Origin of the sequence: Lancefieldella parvula DSM 20469, assembly GCF_000024225.1 — a bacterium.
GTDB lineage: Bacteria > Actinomycetota > Coriobacteriia > Coriobacteriales > Atopobiaceae > Lancefieldella > Lancefieldella parvula.
In genome coordinates, this window is the sequence record NC_013203.1 from 474,369 (window position 1) to 493,153 (window position 18,785).

Sequence of the window (18,785 nt, forward strand, 5' to 3'; positions counted from 1 at the left end):
CTTTGAGGTAGCAACATATTTTCATTTTGTGCAATTACGTTACCCAGACGCGCATAAAGTGAACGAGGAGGGGGAGAAATGCCTGGCACAATGCGAGGTGTATATACCAACCTGACTGAGATTCGCAGGAAGGTATTTAAAGAGGTTTCGACGCTTGCATACGAAAAAGCAGACAAGAGCGTCGATGAAATTGCTCGCCAGATGGAAGAGCTGCCTTATAAGATTATTCCTGGTGATATTGCAACTTACCGTGAGAGCGTCTTTTTGGAACGCGCTATTGTTGGTGAGCGTATTCGCATGACTATGGGTATGCCTATGCAGGGCGTAGACCAACCCGAGAATATCTCTGATGGTTTAGAAGAAGCTTCTCGACCAGAGGTTTATTATCAGCCCCCTCTGATCAACATTGTTAAGTTTGCCTGCAACGCATGTGAAGACAATGTTTATCGCGTTACTAATGCTTGCCAGGGCTGTCTTGCACACCCTTGTCGAGAAATCTGTCCTAAAGAGGCAATTAGCTTTGTAGACAAAAAAGCATATATTGACCAGGAGAAGTGTATTCAGTGCGGTATGTGCTTTAAGGTTTGTCCTTATCAGGCAATCCATCACCACGTACGTCCTTGCGCCGCTGCTTGTGGCATGGACGCCATTGGCTCCGATGAGCACGGCCGCGCAGACATTGATTACGAGAAGTGCGTATCTTGTGGTCAGTGTCTTGTTAACTGTCCCTTTGGTGCAATTGCCGATAAAAGCCAAATTTTCCAAGTAATTCAGGCTATCAACGAAGGCTACACGGTTGTTCCAATTGTGGCTCCTTCGTTTGTTGGTCAGTTTGGCAAGGGTAGTGTTGGTCGTCTTCGTGAAGCCTTCAAGGAGATGGGTTTTGCTGAGGTAGAAGAGGTTGCAACTGGTGCTGACCTCTGTACCGTTCAGGAAGCAGAAGACTTTGTCAAAGAAGTTCCAGATAAGCTACCATTTATGGGTACAAGTTGCTGCCCTTCTTGGTCTGCAATGGCCAAAAAAGAGTACCCAGAGCATGCTGATGCCATCTCTATGGCACTTACTCCAATGGTTTTGACTGCTCGTTTGGTAAGAAAACAAAATCCAGAGTCTAAGATTGTCTTTATTGGACCATGTACTGCTAAGAAACTTGAGGCACTGCGTCGGTCCGTTAAGTCCGAGGTTGATTTTGTTCTGACTTTTGAAGAGCTTGCAGGAATGATGGAGTCTAAGGGCATTGACTACACCAAGCTTGATGACGACAATTCCGACTTTGAAAATGCTTCTCATGATGGCCGTGCCTTTGCAGTTGCAGGCGGAGTCGCAGGTGCAGTAGTAAACGTCATTCATCAGAAGTACCCTGATAAAGAAGTGCCTATCATGGCTGTTGACGGTCTTGCTGAGTGTCGAGCTATGCTTAAGGATGCCGTTAAAGGTAAATATCCAGGCTATCTTCTTGAGGGTATGGCCTGTCCAGGAGGATGTGTTGGTGGCGCTGGTACTTTAAGTGCAGTTAACCGTGCTGCAGCAGCAGTTAAGCGCTATGCAAAGACCGCTTCTTCCGAATTTGCTTCTGCTAATAAGTACAATAATCTTATTCCAGAACTTGCTGGCACTGTCTCTGCCGAGGTTGAGATTGCCGAGGTTCTTGAGGTTCAGAAACCTGTTGAGTAAAGTCATAGTTTCAAATCAAAAGTAGAAACGCCGGTGCATCGCATCGGCGTTTTTCAAAGCAAAAGTATTTATAAAAAGGGCCTGTATGTAACAGGCCCTTGTAATTTAAATTGTTAAGTAATCAATAAAATATTGATTACTTAGTATTATTCAGATTTTTCATTCTTTAGTGACGCATAGAAAGTTGCATGTGAAAATACGTCTTTAATTGTTTTTCCATTAATAAAAGGAAGGGTGAGAAATTCATCTACTGTTGGAACAAGTTCGGAACAATCTACAAAGTGATTTTTTGAGTTTCTAATGCTAGTGTCTTGAGCTCTCCATGATTCATAGTTAACATCAGTAAGATAGTAAACTTGGTTTCCGACCTGCATATACACGGAGTGATTACTGTGTAGATACTCGGCCAGATCTTCGTAAGAAATCTGCAGAACCTCGGAACTTTTTTTGCCCATGATGCAATCCTTTCCACGTCGCTTGCGCGTAAATTATGGACGCACTTTTATAGACTATACCTCTGAATGAGGCTATATATTCAATTGTTTTTTTGTGCATTGGGTGAACGCGAGATTTTGTGTGGTGTGCGGTAAATGTAAATTGTACATTCTTGTAACTAATGATTTGTAAATATTGGTACAATTTATTTACGAAAGATTTGTTTTTATAAAATAAGTCTTTGATTCTTTAAATAAAAGATATGTAAGAGTGAGCCATAGAAAGGTTAGAAGTATATGAAAAGGGTCTCAACCTCTTCTTTTACGAGAGTAGCTGCAGTGTCATTATCTCTTCTTTTGATATTGACTCTTTTTCCTCTTAATCCTGTAAAAGCTTATGCAACAGATCCTGCAAAAGGTATAGAGGTTCGTGAAGATGCTTCTAAATTAGAGGCGAGTGTTGCAGCAGCAAAGGCAGCTGGTGTAGATGTTCAAAAAGATGATGATGTTGACAAGGGTTCTGTCGAATCGTCATCAGATATTGATGCTAAAAAGTCTGAGATTCAAGATGATTACAACAAACAATCTCAAGATTTAGATGCTATTACAGAAGAAGCTAAACAGAAGCTAGCAGACTATGCTACAAAAAAGGCTGCTTATGATACCGCCAAGGCTAAGTATGACGCAGACAAAGCTCAGTATGATGCAGACAAAGCTCAGTATGATGCAGATATGATTGCTTATAATAAAGCTATGGCTGAGCTTGAACAGAAAAAGAACGAAGATGGCTATATGACTAAGCCATATCCGCAGCTTTTAACATTTAAATCTGAGCCAAATGCAGTACTTACTCTTTCAGGCAGAAAATATACACATGATGAGTTTAGTGCAGAAGTTAGATCTTGGAATCTTGGATCTGAGCCATGGAGATATTCATACTTTGATGCATTAAATAATGGACAGGCTGCTAATGCAGCACGTGTTATGTTAGAAAAAGATAAGCCTTTCACTGCTACATATACAAATTTGACTAATTCTAGCTATAACGGTAAGAAGATTTCTAAAGTTGTATATACCTATACGTATAAGGGTTCTTCGGGAGTAAACGTACCTAATAAGCTTCCAGTTGTCTTGCAAAAGGACCCTACGGTTACTATTTGGTATAACGATTTCTTCGGTGATGCTCGAATTAATGTAACTGTTAAATTTTATGATGAAGACGGTAATGTAATTGACCCAACTGGTTCATTACTGAGTTTTTCTTCATTAAATAGAGGAAATGGATCCGGTGCAGTTGATAAAGATGCAATTGAAAAGGTTGGATACTTTAACGGCGAATATGTGCCTATTTCAGGATCAACAATTAAACCCCATGCTGATGGCAGCGCGTATTCAGATACAAATAATGCTGAAAAAGCTTATGGTTCCAGATTTAATACAGCTGACTGGGATACACCAACTTCTCCTAAAGCATGGTATGGTGCCATTGTTGGCCGAGTAACAAGTCCTGAAATTAGTTTTGATATGGCCTCTCATAAGAGCGGCATTGTTTGGTTTGCTCTCAATTCGGATATTAAGGCAATTAATGTGCCCACCAAACCAGTTGAGCCAACACCACCTACACCTCCAGCAGAAGAGCCTGAGAAGCCAACATTTAGCGCTCGATATCATTTGGACGTATTCTATGTAAAGCCTCAGTTAGAGAAGAAAGCATTAAGTGAGGATGATAAGGATATTAATTCCAATACAGTAAAGACTAATTCTGTTGTCAAATTTGCATTGAATACTACGCCTTTTCCAGCAGGGCATGAAAAAATTGACTCTGTAGTTTTCCATGATGTATTACCCGAGGGTTATGAAGTCAATTTGGAAGACACAAAGAAGGCAAGTCCTGATTATGAAGTAAGTTACGATGAAGGTACGCGTACGCTTGTCTTTACAGCAAATGCTTCTTTGCTCAGTCAGATTAATGCTGATCCAACTAAGGAAGCTGATGTTCCTGCTCCTGTAATCGTTGGTAAAGTTACAAAAGATGGAGCTGTTTACGAAAACGACTTTGATATAGATATTAATAATACCTATACAAGAAGCTCAAATAAGGTAACGGTAAAGACACCTGAGCCTCCTAATCCGCCAAAGAAACGTAAAAAGAAGGCTAAAACTCCATATACAGGAGACGCAGGAGTATTTTCTTCTATTGCTCTTTGTACAGGATCAATAGCAGTATTAGGTGGTTCTTGGTTTATTAAGAAGAAAAAGAAATAGATAAAAAGATTTTGATTGCAGTTTAAAGCCATTCTTCTTTTGAAGAATGGCTTTTTTATATTTGTTACTTAGGCGGAATGATTATTTCTTTATAGATTTTAATTGTTAAGAATCTTCTGTACCATCTCATCTGCAGTATCTACTAGTGTAGTTGCTCCTGCAGCTAGAAGTGTATCTTTATCTCTAAATCCCCAGGTAACACTAATGCATGGCATGTTGCTGTTTTGTGCTGTTTTAACATCAACTTCAGAATCTCCAATATAAACAGCATCTTTAGGGTTAACGCCAATTTGAGCCAGAGTGTAGTGTACGGGTTCTGCATCTGGCTTTCTTTTTAAGTCATTGCGTTGTCCAAGAGCAAAGTCAAATCTTCCGGGAAAGAAATTTTTCATTAAATCTGCAATGGCAAAATTTGGTTTGTTTGAAACAACCGCACATTTGACCCCTGCCGCTTTTAGAATGTCAATAGCATCAAGAATGCCAGGGTAGGGTACAGTATTATCTAGGCTATGGTCAGCGTAATGTTCTTTAAAGCATGCAAGTACTTGCTGATATGTTGCGTCATCTGTATCTTCTGGTACAGCATCGCGAATTAGTTTTGCAACTCCATTTCCAACCATTTGACGTACCTCATCAACAGTATAAGTAGGCATATTAAATTGCTTGAGGGCATAATTTGTTGCCCAAGCAAGATCATCTATAGTGTTGAGTAATGTGCCATCAAGATCAAAAACAGCGGCTTTATAACTCATTTGTACTCCTTTTGTTATAGATAGAATTATACTGAGCTTATATTCAGCTTAAAAGTAATTGGTTAAAGTATTATTCAGTATGACTGTAAGATTTTTTGTGTAAAATTTATGTATTTCTTAAACATTGTTTCATAAACGACAAAATTATTTAAAATTCAGCAAAGGAGCTCATTAGGTTTATGCTTCGAGAATGGAGAAACAAATGAGTGATGATTTTCGTAAATTGGTAACCGCCCTACAATCTGATTATTCTTTAGCGATTGATTTTCTTGATGATCCTTCATGTTTTTTGAAGAATTATCAGCTTAATGAAAATGAATACAAAGCTTTAAGTACATCAGATTTTTCTTTGTTAGCAGAATTATGCGGAAGTGAGCAGGTTGCTGCCGGAGCATTATCAGGTGCGCATTCAAGTCTTTGCACAAAGACTACTCCAGTAATTAAATGAGTGTTATAGAACAGTATAATTTTTATTATCTCGGGACTTGTAAATATTGCATATTTTCAAGTCCCGAAGATATATTAATCAAAGAGATATTGTTTTTTTCTGTTTCAGATAAGAAAGACTCTTATTGTGTTGTGACTGAAATGGAAGGCTGTCGTTTTAATTTAATAGTTTATTTAAATGCATTTGGTTATATTAGTTGGAGTTTTTCTTTTAGGGTTTTGGATGTTTTTTGGGTCGGTTCACGTATTTGTTTAATGCTTGAGAATTACTTTATTATTTTTGATCCAATTTTAAAGAAACGAATGGTGCTTACATTGCCATCATATAGGATTCATAAGATTATATCTTTGGATTCATCGGAATATGTTTATTCAACTTTTTCAAAAAGTATCAATTATTGCTCTATTGTAAAACATGATATTATTATAAATAAAGATATAACTATAAAAGAGATATCATGCTATGGAAAAGAAGTAAAAGAAAATATAGGCAATTTGAATCAAAATCAGCAAAATGCTATTGATAATTTTGTTTCAACCCTTTCAATATATGGTCAAGTAAGCTTTGTAGGAAAAATAAATAATGCGATAGTTCAATTTAAATATAATAGATTAAATACTGAAATTGTTGCTGAAGAAAAAGTTCGGTGGACAATTCCTGGATTTATACAGTCTGGGGGAATATTTAAATCCAAGTTAATTATACTTTGGTCAAATTTTTTGAATGAACCTCAATTGGCTTGTCTAGATGAAAAGCAGTATGATAAATTTCATTTTACGAACACATCGTCAATTTCTTATTGTATTGATTCAAGCACATTACAGCCATATTATTTTGTTGGTAATAAGAAATCAAAAGACTATGTTCTTTTTTTGCACGGGGGTCCGACTGGTCAATTTGTAAATCGTTATGATTTTCTTTATAAATGTCTCTTAGAGACAAATTGCAATCTATTGTTTTTGAATTATATTGGAAGTAGCGGATATACAAGTGAATATCAGAGTTCATTAGTTAATAGGGGAGGAAAGTTAGATGTAAAGTTAATCAAAGAGTTTATTGAAAATTTCATTAAAAATTACGAAATTAATAGATTAGTAGTAGTTGGGATGAGCTATGGAGGCTACCTGTCTATACTCCTTTCAAAGAGATTTAGTACAAGAGAATTTATCAAGTTCGTCTCTATTTCTGGATTTTGTAACGTTATGTTTCAATATTTATTTTCATCTGCTCGGAATGTCATTCTTTTATATTTATTAAATGATTATGAGAAGAATAAGTATAGCATTGACCCAGTATATATAAATTTTTTAGATGTAAAAAATTTATCTTTTATTCATGGTCTGAATGATACTTATTGCCCTCTTGAACAGATAGAACAATTTTGCATTAAAAATAACTTCAAACTATCCATTCTTAAAAATTTGAATCATATATCAATGTCATTATTGGACAAATTGGATGTAGCTCGCATCTTGATGAAAGAGATGGAAAATGATTAGAAAAGTTAAAACACCGTTGATCGACTCGTTAAATCTATTCATTGAATCTTCGCATGAGATAACAGACTACAAACTATACTATGATTTTATTGTTAAGTCTTTTTATGTAAATAGGCAAGAACGGTTCAGTTTATCTGATTTACATAGGTATTTATCAGAAAAAAATGTTAAAGACAAAAAGGAATTACTTTTAATATATATGCATAGTCTATACGTATTGGCAATAAATAAAAACTTATCAATCTATGGGAATGGTTTTAATGTTTAGGGCAGAGGATTACTTAAAAAATATTGAAAAAGATCAACTTGGAATTTGGGCTTATCCAAGTGATAATATTTATGATAATTTACCAACTTCTGGAATAAAAGTACATATTTCTGCAATTCCACAAAATTCTGAGTATATTTTTAAAGCAGTGTATCCTTTTTTACAAGAAAAAAATTTATTATTTAAGGTTCTTGTATCTGATCAAATTTTGATGCGAGAGAATAGTGGTGAGTTTGGTTATTCTCAATTAGGTAAATTTATAACAATTTATCCAAAATCGGAAAATGAGCTCGTTAGTATTGTTCCTGCTCTTCATATTTTAACAATTGGGTTTTCTTCAATTAGAATTCCCTCAGATTGTAGATATACGAATGATTCAATTATATATTATCGATATGGAGAGTTTAAGTCAGATGAAAATTTTATTGATAATCGATTAAGCACTTCAACTACAAAAAATTTAATCCCAGATGACTTGAAATATGTTCAGAAAGAACTTTCTATTATAAAAGAGTTCACCCCGATTAAATGTATCCGAGCGAGAGGAAAGTCATGTGTTTATCTCGGAATAATGAATTGTAATCGCAAAATTGTAATAATAAAAATGTGGAATCATATTGGTGAAGGATTAGATTATTCAGGTTTTGAATTATTTAAGCATGAATATAAGTTGTTGAAGTCATGTGAAAAGCTAAATTCTATTCCAAATATGATAGATTCATTTTATTACAAGGACTGTTATGTAATTGTCGAAGAGAACATGACTGGACATTTGCTTCAAGATTTTTTATTAAAAGAAGTTTCTAGGAAAAAAAGAAAACTTATAATGTGTGGAATAATTTCAGAGTTAGAAAAGATTGTGTGTAATGGATTTATTCCTTTTGATATTGCGCCATCAAATTTGTTATTAAAAGGGAATAAGATAAAATTAATCGATTTCGAGTTTTTTCGTTCAATTGATGAAGACTTACCAACTTACAATTTCGGAACGCCTGGATTTATGCACGATAACGTACAGCCAAGTAGGCAGTTTATTTTTTCATTAGCAATGATAGATTATTATTTACAAAATAGTGTTCAATATAAAACGTTGTTAGAAAATAATGAAGTTAATGAGGATACTAAAGACTATGTCTATAACAAGTTTAGTTTTATTTTGTCTAAAGAAAATACCACTTCGCTAGAAGACTGTCTAAGAATACTTAAAGAGTATATAGAGGAGGAAAGATAGAATGAAATCCATTAAATTTGATGATGTATCGTATCATTATCATAATTCCGATAAAGGAATTCGGAACTTCTCTTTAGAAATCTCCAAAGGTGAATTTATAGCGGTAATTGGTAAGAATGGTGCAGGTAAATCAACTTTTTTGAATTTGGTTGCTGGACTATTAAAGAAGTATGACGGAAAAATTACTGTTGAAGAAGAGATACCCTTTAGAGATGTTGGAGTTTGTCTACAGAAACAATCAATCGATTGGTATTTAAATGTCTTTGACAATGTGTACCTTGGTGCAAGATTAAGTGGACAAACATCTAGCGATGCTAAGATAAGCACTCATAAAATTATAAATTTACTTGGATTGTTCGAGTTTAAAGAATCTTTACCTGATGGTTTATCTGGAGGACAGCAGCAGCTCGTACAGGTTGCAAGAGCGTTAGTCCACAAACCAAATTTTCTCATTCTTGATGAGCCAACCTCCGGGTTGGACGTAATCAAAGGGGATAATTTATTTAAATATTTAAGAAAAGAATGTGATAACAGAAACTGTACAGTACTTGTTTCCTCACATGATCTTGGTTTGTTGGAGGAGTATTGTGATCAGGTTTTATTAATTGAAGATGGTAAATTAAAATTCTTCGGTAGAATTTCCGACTTCTTTTTACAGTACTCTTATGAAAAATTGGCACGAATTACTTTTGATGGATTGTTATCGCCTGATAATCAAAGAGATTTAATGTCTTGCTGTCCTTTTTCAATTGAAGAAAATGAAATGACAATAAGTGAAGATTATTTTCTTAAACTGCCTGTTCTTATCGGTAAGTTACAGAAGTTTGTTTCAATAAAGAATATTACTTTTAATAATTTGACACTGCGACAAATAATTTTGGAAGGATCTGCTAATGAATTTTAAAAAAGAGAGTTTTGGTCTTTCATCATTTGTCATCGTTGTAGAAACAGAGCTTAATGCACTTAAGTCAAATAAACACATAATATACAGCAGCTTATTGACTCCAATTTTGTATTATGTTTTTTATGCAATAGGAATTCAGTCAACATTTGGAGATATATATTTTCATGGACAGTATATGTCCTTTTTATCATTTGCATTTGCTGGCATTTTGATTATGTGCTTATTTCAACAAATGAATCAAAGTGTTTATAGGTTGGTTATAGATAAGCGATGGAATATTTTGCCGATTAAACTTGAGAGTGGCATTAATCCTGAGTGTTATGTGTTGGGCATTTCAACACTTCCTTTTGTAGTAACGCTGCTTCAATTAATAATTCTTTTGGCTATTTCAATGATTACTGGTATGCAGATAAGTCTTTGGCAAGTTATTGGTATGTTTTTGTTTCTGTGTATTTTTATTGTATTCTGGACATCAATTTTTTCTTGTATTGCATTGCTAATTAATGATTATAAACAGCGAGATTTTATTTTGAGTGTAGTAATGACGCCTTTGATTTTTGCCGCACCACTATTTTATTCTCTTGATAATGCTCCTATGATTCTTCAAGTTATATCAAGATGTAATCCATTAACATATCAACTTGAATTAATTCGAGATATTTTGATTGGAAATTTGGATTGGAAGATGACTTTTATTTCCATAGTGATTAGTTTACTATCACTGATTATTGCTGGTAATGTTCTTAAAAAAGTTGACTATGCAAGTGGAGAGCATTAAATCATTTTAGCTTAGAATCAATTAGTATAAGACCAATGGACAATTGTAATATTAGAGATATTTGAGTCGTATAGAGAGTAAAATACATAACCTATGAGCAAGAACGTGCCGTCTACACGTTTTTGCCGTCTTAAAGGTGCTTTCCGATTTGGCACAGGGAAGCAAAGACGAAAGGATTGAAATGGATTGTTCCGCGCAAATTACTCCAAATTATTCTGCTCACGCAGCTGTGGATCAACACAGTATGCATACACATACTTGCGGTGAGCTTCGGGCTGAGCATATCGGTCAGACCGTTACGCTTACCGGTTGGGTTTGGCGTCGTCGTGACTTTGGTGGTCTTATCTTTGTTGATCTTCGTGATCGTGAAGGCTTGACTCAAATTCTGTTTGACCCAGATGTGAATGCAGATGTATTTGCAACGGCAGAAACTATTCGTCCTGAGTGGCCTGTTTTGATTACTGGCACTGTTCAGCATCGTTCTGAGGGGCAAACTAATGAGGCGTTGGTAACCGGTGAGGTAGAGGTACTCGCTTCTAAGATTGATGTTTTGAATACCAGTGCTGTTCCGCCATTTCAAATTGAGAATCATATTGACGTAAATGAGGATCTTCGTCTGAAGTATCGTTATGTTGACCTTCGTCGTCCTCAGATGGCACAGAATCTTCGTTTACGTTCTGACTTTGCGTTTGCACTTCGCGAGGCATTCCATAAACGTGACTTTACCGAGGTAGAAACTCCAGCGCTGTTTAAATCTACCCCTGAGGGAGCTCGTGACTTTCTGGTTCCATCCAGAATGCAGGGTGGAAACTTCTATGCACTACCACAGTCTCCACAGCTGTTGAAGCAGCTGCTGATGATTGGTGGTGTTGAGCGCTACTATCAGATTACTAAATGCTTCCGTGATGAGGACTTACGTGCGGATAGGCAGCCTGAATTTACACAGGTTGATATGGAAATGTCCTTTGTTCGTGAAGATGATGTTATGTCAGAGCTCGAGGATATTCTCGGCGATGCATTTGCAAAGATGGGCATTGAGTTTCCAACTCCACTGCGTAAGATTCAGTACTGGGACGCTATGGATACCTATGGCTCCGATAAGCCAGATACTCGTATTGGCATGGAACTCCATGATGTTTCTGGCGTCTTTGCGCAGTCTGGATTTAAGCTCTTTAGCTCTGCTGCAAATACCGAGGGCCAGTTTGTAAAGGCAATTAACGTTAAGGGAGCGGGTACATGGCCTCGTTCCCAAGTAGATAAACTTGCTGAGGTTGCAGCAGGCTTTGGTGCCAAGGGCCTTGCATGGGTTGCTTTCAAGGAAGACGGCTCCGTTGGTGGTCCAATCACAAAGTTCTTCTCGCCAGAAGAGCTTGAGGCTCTGCGTGCAGAGATGTCTGCTGAACCAAAAGACTTGATTCTGTTTGCAGTTGGCGGACGTCTTGAAACTGATGAGATTCTTGGTGGTATGCGCCTACATATGGCCAGGGTACTTGAGGTACCGCGAGAAGGTCATGATTTCCTCTGGGTTGTTAATTTTCCGCTGTTCCACTGGGATGAAGAGACTCAGTCGTATGCTTCTGAGCACCAGCCTTTTACACTTCCTCGTGAGGAAGAGCTTGACCTTCTGGATACTAATCCTTTGGCTATGGGTTCGTATACGTATGATTTTGTTATGGACGGCTTTGAAGCTGGTGGCGGCGGAATGCGTATCCATAATGCTGACTTGCAGCTTAAAATTCTTGAGAAGCTTGGTTTTACTGAAGAGCGTGCAAAGGCTCAGTTTGGCTTCTTGATGGAGGCTTTAACGTTTGGTGCTCCTCCAATGGGTGGTTTTGCCCTTGGTCTTGACCGAGTATGTATGCTTTTGACAGGATCTGATTCCATCCGTGATGTCATGGCCTTTCCAAAGACTACCTCTGGTTCTGATTTGATGTCTAGTGCTCCTTCGCCTGTTTCTAACGAACAGCTTAAGGAGGTTTCGCTTCAAACGCTTCCAAAGGAGGCATAAGTGAACTAAGCAACGCAAGATAGTAAGGTACATGGTGTTTTAGCAATGAATGATGTTTCTGTAAAAGAAAATAGCCCATCTGCTCGCGCTGAGTTAAAGGTTATCTTGGATCATTTTGGCGCGTATAAAAAGGATTTTGTCATGTCGGGACTCTGTGTATTCACAGAGTCCCTGCTTGAATTGATGATTCCTATACTCATGGCCCAGATTGTTGATCAGGGTATTTTGCAAGGTAACCTTCAGATTGTTTTTGTAAACGGTATTGTGATGGTTGTTTTTGCTCTTCTCGCCATGCTTGCTGGTATTGGTTATGCGCGTTACTCAGCAAAAGCGGCTATGGGACTAGGTGCTCAGCTAAGACAAGATGAATACCGTCGTATGGAAGAGTTTGCTTTTGCAAATCTTGATAGATACGATTCATCCTCTTTGGTCACACGACTTACATCAGACGTTACTATTATTCAGAATGCCTTTGCAATGGGTACGCGCCCGTTTATGCGTGGACCAATTATGCTGGTTATGGGCTTGGTTATGGCGTTTATTATGAGTCCAGAGTTGGCAATAGTGTATTTTGCTGTTTTGCCGTTCTTGGCTATTGCACTCTTTTTTATTGTGAAGCGCGTTAGTCCTCTATACAGGGTTATGCAAGGCGCAATGGATAAGCTTAACGAGGCTCTGCAGGAAGACTTTGCCGCAGTACGCGCGATTAAGGCTTATGTTCGAGAAGGATATGTCTCTGAGCGTTTTGAAAAGGTTAATACACAGTATGCGCAGACTGCCACAAAGACTTTTGGAACTTCCGTTTTAAACCTGCCAATTTTCCAGGCTTCTATGTATGTCACCAACGTGGCCATTCTTTGGTTTGGTGGTCAAATGATTATGGCAGGTAGATTAGGAGTTGGCGAACTCACAGGATTCATGAGTTATGTCTTGCTCATCATGAACTCTCTTATGATGATTTCTGGCGTGTTCTTGCTTACTGCTCGAGCCATTACTAGTGTGCGTCGAATCGGAGAGATTCTCTCTGAAGAGCCTGCTATTGAGTCTCCACAAAATGGTTTGACTCATGTTAAGAATGGTGCAGTTCGCTTTGAAAATGTGTCTTTTAAGTACAGCTCAGATGCAGAAGAAGACGTCCTAGAAGATATTAGCCTCTCGTTTGAGCCAGGTTCTACTATTGGTATTCTTGGCGGAACAGGTTCCGGAAAAACTACGCTTATTCAGCTGATTGCTCGCTTGTACGATGCAACTGAAGGCACCGTTTTTGTTGGCGAGAATGACGTCCGCTCCTACAATCTTGTTTCACTTCGTGACGCGGTATCTGTTGTGCTTCAGAAAAATGTGCTGTTCAGCGGTACCGTCCGCGACAACCTACTTTGGGGAGATCCTAACGCAACTGATGAGGAACTGCTTCACGCTTGCTCTATTGCGTGTGTTGATGAGTTTCTTGACAGGATTGGTGGCTTGGACGGAGACCTTGGTCAAGGTGGCGTCAATGTTTCCGGTGGTCAGAAGCAGCGTCTTTGTATTGCCCGCGCGCTTTTGAAGAAGCCAAAAATTATCATTTTTGATGACTCAACTAGCGCAGTTGATACTGCCACTGATGCAAAGATTCGCGCAGGTCTAGCTGAACTTGCTGACATGACAAAAATCATTATTGCCCAGCGTGTTAACTCAGTTATGGACTCAGATCAGATTGTCGTTCTTGATAATGGCAGGGTTCACATGACGGGAACTCACGCAGAACTTCTCGCCAAGAGTCCTATTTACAGAGAGTTGTATGAGTCTCAGATGGGTGGTAGTCAGCTAGACATTGACGCTGCTGGTAAGGAGGTGTCACATGGCTAATCGCGCAGGAGGAGCACGTCCTCAAAATATCGGACATACCATTAGAGTGTTTGTTTCGTACTTGGGTCATGCTAAGAAACGCCTTATGTTGGTGGCACTTCTTGTTTCTATTAGTGGTTTAGCTGCGCTCCTTGGCACCTATATGATTAAGCCTGTTGTTGCTGCGGTGGGCAGGGGAGACGTAAACGCATTCACCAATCTCATTGTGTTTACGGCTGTTGTGTATGCAATTGGTGCTCTTACTAGTGTGGGTTACACGCAAATCATGGTTCGCGCTGCTCAGAGGATTGTTTTTGACATAAGACGAGACCTCTTTGAGCATATTGAGTCGTTGCCGTTAAGGTTTTTTGACCAGCGTACGCGTGGCGATATCATGAGTTTCTTTACAAATGACGTGGATACTATTTCAGAAGCGCTCAACAATAGTTTTGCCAATCTTGTTCTGGCGTTTATTCAGATGGTTGGTACACTTGTGCTGCTCATTGTTCTTAATTGGCAGTTGACGCTTATTACTATTCTCTTTGATGTGTTGATTGTAGTATATGCGCGTTATGCAAGTAAGCGTTCAGCTAAGCATTATTCAGTGCAACAAAAGAGCCTTGGTGTTCTTAATGGCTTTGCAGAGGAGACCATTTCTGGACTTAAGGTAGTTAAAGTCTTTAATCATGAGGATGCTAATTTTACTGATTTTCAAAAGGTGAATGAGGAGCTAAGAAGCTCTGGAACAAGCGCTCAGTCATACGCAGCCACGATGGTTCCTATTACTGTTTCTTTGACTTACATTAACTACGCAGTAGTTACCGTGGTTGGAGCACTTTTGGCTGTAAATGGACACGCTGATGTTGCAAGTCTTGCATCCTACCTGGTTTTTGTTCGCCAGGCAGCCATGCCGTTCAACCAGTTCACACAGCTCTCCAACTTCCTGCTCACTGCTCTTGCCGGTGCCGAGCGCATCTTTGCTGTTATGGAGATGACTCCCGAGGTTGATGAGGGTAAGGTTAAACTGCTTCGCGTAAGTGGCTACGAGTCAGGTGACGAATCTTGGGCATGGGTTAAACCATCTGGCGAGAAAATCCCTCTTGCTGGAGACGTACGCTTTGATGAGGTAACTTTTGGTTACGACGAGGGACAGACGGTTCTTGCTAACCTTTCTTTGTTTGCAAAACCTGGCCAGAAGATTGCCTTTGTTGGTTCAACAGGTGCTGGTAAAACAACTATTACCAATCTTATTAACCGCTTTTATGATGTTCGCAGTGGCACTATCACTTATGATGGCATTCCTATTAACGATATTAAGAAGTCAGCACTTCGCTCTTCTTTGGGCATTGTATTGCAAGACACGCACCTGTTTACCGGTACCATTGCAGATAATATCCGTTTTGGTAAGTTAGATGCTACCGATGACGAAGTTATTGCTGCAGCAAAGATTGCAAACGCGGACAAGTTTATTCGCCGCATGCCTCGTGGTTACAACACTGTGCTTACTTCCGACGGTGCTAATCTTTCTCAAGGTCAACGACAGCTTCTGGCTATTGCACGTGCTGCTATTGCTGATCCTCCCGTACTTATTCTAGATGAAGCAACTTCCAGCATTGATACGCGTACTGAGGCACTTATCGAGAAGGGCATGGATGCCCTTATGGCAGGTCGTACCGTCTTTGTAATTGCTCATCGCTTATCTACGGTACGTAATGCAAATGCCATTATGGTACTTGAACATGGACGCATTATTGAGCGCGGCACTCATGATGAGTTGATTGCTCAGCATGGTGAGTATTATCAGCTTTATACCGGCTCACGTGAACTTGAGTAGAGGCGTTTATTGTGCTTGAAGCTTTAGCTGTTGCTCTTGGTGGAGCGCTTGGTAGTTTAGGTCGTTGGCAGTTGGGAGTTCTCTTTAAACAGTGGATTCCTAATCTTCCAGTTGGCACGTTTGCTGCAAATGTAGTTGCAGGTTTGATTATTGGTTTTGTGACAGGAATAGATCTTGCAAGTCTTCTTCAGCCGCAGGTAAAGCTTTTCTTAGCTGTTGGTCTTTGCGGAGGACTTTCGACTTTCTCGACCTTCTCAAATGAAACGCTTGCGTTTATTCAGGCAGGTAACTGGACTGCTGCAGGCGTGAACATTGCGGCTAACATTATAACTTGCTTGGTTGCCGTTTTTATTGGATTGAAAGTAGCAGCTGCTGTTTCATAGCATAACCATTTAGACCTTGATATTTTGTACGTTGACTCTAGGGCACAGATTTTTCTGCTTGTTAAGCTAAAGCACGTAGGGGATTAGGGAGGTGGAATGCGTATATGATAGAGTCGTTCAATAATACAATTGACTATATTGATACTGAGCTTGCTAATACTATTGATGAAAAGAAAATTGCCCAACTTTCGGGATATTCATTTCCATTATTTAGCAGAATTTTTTCTATTTTGACTGATATGACGTTATCCGAATACATTCGGAATAGGAAACTGTCTCAGGCAGCCGTCAATCTCAGAAATACCAACGAGAAAGTTATCGATATAGCTATGAAGTATGGCTACGAATCAGCTGATTCATTTACAGCTGCCTTCAAAAGATTCCATGGATTTACCCCTACCGAGGTAAGGAGTGGAAAACCGTTCAAGGTTTTCTCGCGTGTTCAGTTAGCTTTAAGCATACAGGGAGGTAGAACTATGGAGGTTAAGATTCAAAGGAAGCCGGGATTTAAGATTGCTGGCATCAGTGCTCAAGAGATTGAAACTTCATTATGCAATGGCGTATGGAAAAAGTTGTTTTCAAAATGCAGTTTTGAAGAGTTGTCTAAAATTGGGAATGGTCAGAGTTTTGGCATGTGCTATGACGTAGAGAATATTAACAGCATAAACTATCTAGCTGGTTTTGATGTGACTGATGTAGACCGTGCCCAAAAGTATGGGCTCGAAATTGTAGATATTCCCGAGGCAGAATATGCTGTTGTAAAATTGCACGGTCCTATCCCTACGTGCATTCATGATGGATGGAAGTATGTGATGGAAGTTTTCTTCCCGGAGCATGGTTATGTGCATGCTGGAACTCCTGATTTTGAAGTGTATAGCGAAGGCGATATGAATGATTCTGCCTATGAGATGGAGCTTTGGATTCCTGTTGTAAAGGCTTCGAAGGCGTAAGGGTAACTGTAATATCAGAAGTTTTTATCTTACTTTTTTATATTTTCTTTACGAGGAAGTACAAATAATACTATTCCCATAGTAACAAGAGGAATACAAGCTACGCATACGAGTACAAAGAGTGCATTTTGAGCTCCTGCAAGGGTACTTGTTGCTATGTCAGAGGTGCCAAGTTGTGATGCGGCTACAATGCCAGAAATAATACTGGTGCCTAGTGCACCAAAGAGCTGCTGCATAGTATTGATTACAGCATTGCCGTCTGCCTTTAAGTTCTCTGGTAGGTGCTTGAGCGCAACGGTAAAGTTATTTCCTATCTGTAATGCTTGACCTATGGTAAAGATACAAAAAATACAAGCAATTAGTTCTACCGTGAGCAGGGGAGTAAACGCTAAGAAAAGGATCTCGCTAATAAGACAGAAAAGTATGCCTGTCATGATAGGTTTGCGAGCCCCTAGTTTATCGAATATCTGACCAGAAATAGGCGCCATAACTGCACCAATTGCGCATCCTGGAAGCATTTGTGCTCCTGCGACAGTAGCACCTGCTCCTAGAGTGAGTTGAGAAAAATTAGGTAAAAGATAGGATTGACCAAGAATAATAAACTGTAGAGCAATAATGGCAAAAAGTGAAAGTACAAAGGCTTTCTCGCTAAATACGGCAAGGTCAATGAGAGGAATTTTAGGAGATTGTTTAGAGGATTGCATTTTGTTAGGCAATGATTTAGTTAGAGATTTAAGCGAGTTCTCGTGGCGTATAAAGAGCGCGAGTGATCCAGCAAAAATTACCATTGCAAGCAAAACAGGAATGCTAAGAAGACCAAACGCGCCGGACTCGTCAATAACAAAGATAAGCGCAATAAAACTTACGGTAAGAAGTAGCCAGCCAAAGACATCAAAAGAAATAACTTCAGTCTCATGGCTCTGTTGGATTGAACTGATTCCCAGCACAAACGCTACAATCAAGAAGGGAAGAAGACCGGCAAAAATCATTCGCCAACCAAGATGTTCTGCAATCCAGCCACCAGCTGAAGGCCCTACTGCAGGAGCAACGGCGGTAACAAGCATACCAATGCCCATCATGACGCCCATATTTTTAAGTGGAGCCTGCTCGGTAATGATGTTGAACATCAGGGGCAGCGCTAGACCGGTGCCAATTCCTTCTAAAATGCGGCCAAGCAGCAATAACATAAACGTTGGAGCAGCAAATCCGCAGAGAATGCCGCTGATATAGAAGATCATGGCTACGGTAAAAATACTTTTAGTTTTGAACCGTCTATTTAAAAATGATGACATAGGCATGATGATGGCAAGAATCAAAAGGTACGATGTGGTCATCCACTGTACTGTTGAGGTACCAATAGAAAATTCTTCCATCAATGTCGGAAACGTCACGTTCATGGCAGTTTCTACGACAACTCCCGAGAAGGACATAATTCCTGTTGCAATTACAGAAAGAACAAGTTTTGTATTGAGCTTTCGTTCAAACATGAATCCCCTTTATTGCCGCGTAGGCTTACTAATTCGACGGTAT

The 18,785-nt window shown here is 39.0% G+C and carries 15 protein-coding genes; 12 read left to right on the forward strand and 3 right to left on the reverse strand.

Going from position 1 to position 18,785, the window contains the following annotated elements:
- Positions 1–78 precede the first annotated feature (78 nt).
- Positions 79–1,674 (forward strand): 4Fe-4S dicluster domain-containing protein, encoded by a 1,596-nt coding sequence (locus tag APAR_RS02120; protein WP_012808500.1) that lies wholly within the window; start codon positions 79–81, stop codon positions 1,672–1,674.
- Positions 1,675–1,820: 146 nt separating this feature from the next.
- On the opposite strand, the gene APAR_RS02125 is transcribed toward APAR_RS02120, so the two are convergent.
- Positions 1,821–2,129 (reverse strand): hypothetical protein, encoded by a 309-nt coding sequence (locus APAR_RS02125; protein ID WP_012808501.1) that lies wholly within the window; start codon positions 2,127–2,129, stop codon positions 1,821–1,823.
- 318 nt (positions 2,130–2,447) lie between these two features.
- Here APAR_RS02125 and APAR_RS02130 point away from each other — a divergent pair, with 318 nt between their 5' ends.
- The gene (locus tag APAR_RS02130) at positions 2,448–4,373 is read left to right on the forward strand and encodes a GbpC/Spa domain-containing protein (RefSeq protein WP_220093149.1); all 1,926 of its coding nucleotides are present in this window, start codon (positions 2,448–2,450) and stop codon (positions 4,371–4,373) included.
- Between the two features lie 98 nt (positions 4,374–4,471).
- Here the strand turns inward: APAR_RS02130 and APAR_RS02135 are convergent, their stop codons facing one another.
- The gene (locus tag APAR_RS02135) at positions 4,472–5,125 is read right to left on the reverse strand and encodes an HAD family hydrolase (protein ID WP_012808503.1); all 654 of its coding nucleotides are present in this window, start codon (positions 5,123–5,125) and stop codon (positions 4,472–4,474) included.
- A 202-nt stretch (positions 5,126–5,327) separates the two neighbouring features.
- On the opposite strand from APAR_RS02135, the gene APAR_RS02140 reads away from it, so the two are divergent.
- From APAR_RS02140 to APAR_RS02190, 10 genes are all read left to right on the forward strand, one after another.
- Complete coding sequence (locus tag APAR_RS02140) at positions 5,328–5,573, forward strand: hypothetical protein (RefSeq protein ID WP_012808504.1); 246 nt, start codon at positions 5,328–5,330, stop codon at positions 5,571–5,573.
- A gap of 140 nt (positions 5,574–5,713) precedes the next feature.
- The gene (locus APAR_RS02145; protein ID WP_245526069.1) at positions 5,714–7,072 is read left to right on the forward strand and encodes an alpha/beta hydrolase family protein; all 1,359 of its coding nucleotides are present in this window, start codon (positions 5,714–5,716) and stop codon (positions 7,070–7,072) included.
- A gap of 260 nt (positions 7,073–7,332) precedes the next feature.
- The gene (locus APAR_RS02155; RefSeq protein ID WP_012808506.1) at positions 7,333–8,571 is read left to right on the forward strand and encodes a class III lanthionine synthetase LanKC N-terminal domain-containing protein; all 1,239 of its coding nucleotides are present in this window, start codon (positions 7,333–7,335) and stop codon (positions 8,569–8,571) included.
- Position 8,572: 1 nt separating this feature from the next.
- On the forward strand, positions 8,573–9,475 hold the full coding sequence (locus APAR_RS02160; RefSeq protein ID WP_012808507.1) for an ABC transporter ATP-binding protein: 903 nt from the start codon (positions 8,573–8,575) through the stop codon (positions 9,473–9,475).
- Positions 9,465–10,253 carry an ABC transporter permease gene (locus APAR_RS02165; RefSeq protein WP_012808508.1) on the forward strand — a complete coding sequence of 263 codons (789 nt, stop codon included), beginning with the start codon at positions 9,465–9,467 and terminating at the stop codon, positions 10,251–10,253. The genes APAR_RS02160 and APAR_RS02165 overlap by 11 nt, the downstream gene beginning before the upstream one ends.
- Before the next feature lie 181 nt (positions 10,254–10,434).
- Positions 10,435–12,261, forward strand: a complete 1,827-nt coding sequence (aspS, locus tag APAR_RS02170) for an aspartate--tRNA ligase (protein ID WP_012808509.1) — start codon at positions 10,435–10,437, stop codon at positions 12,259–12,261.
- Between the two features lie 45 nt (positions 12,262–12,306).
- Entirely contained in the window at positions 12,307–14,109 is a 1,803-nt protein-coding gene (locus APAR_RS02175; RefSeq protein ID WP_012808510.1) for an ABC transporter ATP-binding protein, read from the forward strand.
- Positions 14,102–15,922, forward strand: coding sequence for an ABC transporter ATP-binding protein (locus tag APAR_RS02180; protein WP_012808511.1), 1,821 nt, complete (start codon positions 14,102–14,104; stop codon positions 15,920–15,922). The genes APAR_RS02175 and APAR_RS02180 overlap by 8 nt, the downstream gene beginning before the upstream one ends.
- 11 nt (positions 15,923–15,933) lie before the next feature.
- Positions 15,934–16,305 (forward strand): fluoride efflux transporter CrcB, encoded by a 372-nt coding sequence (crcB, locus tag APAR_RS02185; protein WP_012808512.1) that lies wholly within the window; start codon positions 15,934–15,936, stop codon positions 16,303–16,305.
- Between the two features lie 104 nt (positions 16,306–16,409).
- Complete coding sequence (locus tag APAR_RS02190; protein WP_012808513.1) at positions 16,410–17,255, forward strand: AraC family transcriptional regulator; 846 nt, start codon at positions 16,410–16,412, stop codon at positions 17,253–17,255.
- Between the two features lie 29 nt (positions 17,256–17,284).
- Here APAR_RS02190 and APAR_RS02195 read toward each other — a convergent pair whose 3' ends face one another.
- Positions 17,285–18,742 (reverse strand): MFS transporter, encoded by a 1,458-nt coding sequence (locus APAR_RS02195; RefSeq protein ID WP_012808514.1) that lies wholly within the window; start codon positions 18,740–18,742, stop codon positions 17,285–17,287.
- Positions 18,743–18,785 lie beyond the last annotated feature (43 nt).